Origin of the sequence: Amycolatopsis sp. NPDC058986 (assembly GCF_042741125.1) — a bacterium.
Taxonomy (GTDB): Bacteria; Actinomycetota; Actinomycetes; order Mycobacteriales; family Pseudonocardiaceae; genus Amycolatopsis.
This window is the reverse complement of record NZ_JBHYJW010000097.1, coordinates 8,385-11,404: the sequence shown is the minus strand read 5'-3', so window position 1 is coordinate 11,404 and position 3,020 is coordinate 8,385. Positions and strand designations below refer to the sequence as shown.

Below are 3,020 nucleotides of genomic sequence, written 5' to 3'. Positions count from 1 at the left end.
ACGCGACCGCGACCGCGCCAGCGAAACGCTCAACTCCCGCATCCGCCACGGCTACTGAGCAGAACCCCGAACCCGAAGAACCGAACCCAAGGAGAACCCATGACGTCCTGGACGCTCGGAGAGCCGACCTTCGAGAGCACGAGCCAGCTCCACAAGTACTGCCAGAACGGCCGCACGCTGATCCGCCCGCTGTCCAACGAACTGCGGATCTCGGCTGAGGAACTGCGCGCCGTGCTCAAGGAAGTGCCCGGCATGGGCATGGTCGACGCCAAGGTCAAGGCGCGCATCGTCGCCAACCACCTCCGCCACGCCGCCGAAGGTGTCGACGCCGCCTGTGTCGGCCTCGTTCGCTGCTACCTCAGTTTCGAGCGCCATTTCCTGAACAACACCCCCGCGCGCTCGAAGAAACACTTCGACCTCAAGGGCTAACCCCCCGAAAAACGGCCAGAAATTGCGGTCGCGGGTTCCCGCGCACCACCCCCGAAAGGAGAAACCGAGAAATGGCACTCATGAACCGCGGGAACGCCGCCATGTCGCCGAACATGTTCCAGAACGACACTCGCGGGCTCCGGGAGCGGATCATCCCGTTCCTGCCCGCGTGGGCCTCCTCCCTGGCGCTGTGGCCGGTCGGTGCGCTCACCCACGCCGTGTGGGGCACCGACCCGGCCGCGCTGCCCTGGGCCACCTGTGGACTGACCCTCGTCAGCGCGGGCCTTACCGGCCTGGTCGCCAAGATGCGGATGGACCCCGGCAAGCGCGCCCACGCGCTGACCAGCGTCGTCGGCGGATCGGCCTGGCTGACCGCGGCCACCATCGTCGGCCCCGGCCAGCACCCGCTGCTGGACATGTGGCTCATGGGCGCCCCCGCGCTCGCGCTCTCCTGGAATGTCCGCCGCATCCTGAAAACCAACAATGGTGAAAAGGGAGACAAGAACGAAAACCAGTTCTTCAAAGCGGTCAAACTCGCCGGAACCAAGGTGCGGGGCGAATTGGAGGTCGGCCCGAACAAAGTCGAAATCCCGCTGCAGCTCCCGTCCGGCGAGCTGACCGCCGACGACGTCACCCAGGCCAAGGGCAGGATCGCCAGCGGCCTGTCGGTGCCCGCCAACGCTGTCCGGGTTGCCCCGGATCCCGAGCACGCCGACCGCGCCACCCTCACCGTTGTCCCCGTCGACATGCTCAAGACGAAGACGCCATGGCCCGGCCCCAGCTCCTTCGGCGGCTCGATCATGGACCCGATCGTCACCGGCATCTACGAAGACGGCGAACCGCTGAGGTTCTGGTTCCCCGGCGACCCGGCCGCCGGGCGCAACGCGCTGCACATCCTGGTCATGGGCATGTCCGGCGCCGGGAAGTCGCACGCGGCGAAACGCGCCTGGACCGAGGTCCTGACCCGCGTCGACGCCGAACTGTGGGTGGCCGACCCGTCCAAGGGCAAGCAGACCGTCGGCAAGTTCGAGAAGTACATCCACCGCACCGCGCTGACCAAGCACGCGGGCGAAAAGATGATCACCGACCTCAAGGCCAAGATCCGCGAACGGACCGACAAGCTCGGCGCGCAGGGCTTGGACCAGTGGGTTCCCGGGTGCGGTATGCCATACCTCGTCGTGTGGATCGAAGAGGCCGCCCAGCTGATCCGTGATTCGGAAGAGATGATCGACATCGCGCAGACCGCGCGGTCCGCGGGCATCTCGATTGTCATCAGCCTGCAGCGCGCGACCGCGGTCAACATGCCCACCGACACCCGCGCCCAGCTGGGCGGATCGTGGTGCTTCGGCGTCAAGACCGAAAGCGACGCGCGGTTTTGCTTGTCCGAGGAGACCGTCGACCAGGGTGCGAATCCTGGCCAGTGGCAGGCAAAGCGCCCCGGCTACAACTACCTCGAAGTCCCCGGCATCGACGAGGACCGGTTCACCCGGCCCGCCCGCACCTACGACGGCGGCGACGACGAGATGGTCGCCTACATCGAGGCCTTCCGCGCCCAGTTCGGCGCGCAGGCCACCGACACCGCCGAAACGGCCCCTCAGAACGCCGGAGACGCCCCGGATGTCGACGACGAGGAGTTCGACACCGACGTGCTGCTCCTGGCCACGGAGCTGCTCGTGACGTCGCAGTTCGGATCCACGTCGATGCTGCAGCGCAAGCTGCGCATCGGGTTCGCCGCCGCCGGCCGACTGATGGACGCGCTGGAACGCCGCGGCATCGTCGGCCCCGCGAACGGCTCGCAGGCCCGCGACGTGCTCTACACCCCCGAAGACCTCGCCGCCGCCCTCGCAGAGGCCAGCGGCGTCCCCGCCGACTCGACCAACCCGGACGAGGACTCCATGCTGCCCACCAACCCCGAGCCTGGGCTCGGCGACGACGTCGACCCCGACACCGAGTTGCCCCCCGCCGACCCGGCCGACACGTTCCAGTTCCCCCGCCAGAAGGTCAGCACCGCCCGCGCGGCCGAACTGCTCATCGACGTCCTGCGCGAGCTGCGCGCCCGCGGCCTCACCGTGGTCGGCCCGAAGGACATCCCCGACGCCTTCTTCAAGCAGGTCCGCTCTCGCTCCTGGGTTTCGCCGCAAATGGCTCGCATGGCGGAGCAGGGCCTGCTCATCGAAACCGACGTCGAAGGCCGTTACGAGTTCCCGCCCGCCGACGACGCCGCCGCCTGAACCGCCACACAGCACACAGCGTGACCGCCACGGGTGCCGCTGACACCTGACACCTGACGAGTGTCAGCGGCCCCAAGATCACCCCCAACGCGTAGGCGCGAGACCCCTGTCAGACACCGTCTGACACCCGATCTGACACCCGCTGACACCTCCGAAACCCCGCGCCTGACACCCCACCTGACAGTTACACAAAGTAACGAAAATGGCTTGCTCCGGCGGTGGCGCCGCCACCCAAGACCACCACCGCCGGAGCACCCCAACCACACCCAAGAGAGGGGACGTGACATGACCGAGGACACCATCGATCCCGACCGCCTCGTGGCCGCCGCGCACGAGCTGGCCCACGCCGCCGGGTTCCGC

Annotated in this window: 2 protein-coding genes; both read left to right on the top strand. The window is 68.0% G+C overall.

Going from position 1 to position 3,020, the window contains the following annotated elements; genetic code table 11:
- The first annotated feature begins 99 nt into the window (after positions 1–99).
- Positions 100–429 carry a hypothetical protein gene (locus tag ACFW0G_RS43315; RefSeq protein WP_378331395.1) on the top strand — a complete coding sequence of 110 codons (330 nt, stop codon included), beginning with the start codon at positions 100–102 and terminating at the stop codon, positions 427–429.
- A 71-nt stretch (positions 430–500) separates the two neighbouring features.
- Positions 501–2,660, top strand: a complete 2,160-nt coding sequence (locus ACFW0G_RS43310) for a DNA translocase FtsK (protein ID WP_378331394.1) — start codon at positions 501–503, stop codon at positions 2,658–2,660.
- Positions 2,661–3,020 lie beyond the last annotated feature (360 nt).

Bases quoted from the DNA above. Each gene is read 5' to 3' on its own strand.
- ACFW0G_RS43310 (WP_378331394.1), top strand. From the start codon at position 501: ATGGCACTCATGAACCGCGGGAACGCCGCCATGTCGCCGAACATGTTC.
- ACFW0G_RS43315 (WP_378331395.1), top strand. From the start codon at position 100: ATGACGTCCTGGACGCTCGGAGAGCCGACCTTCGAGAGCACGAGCCAG.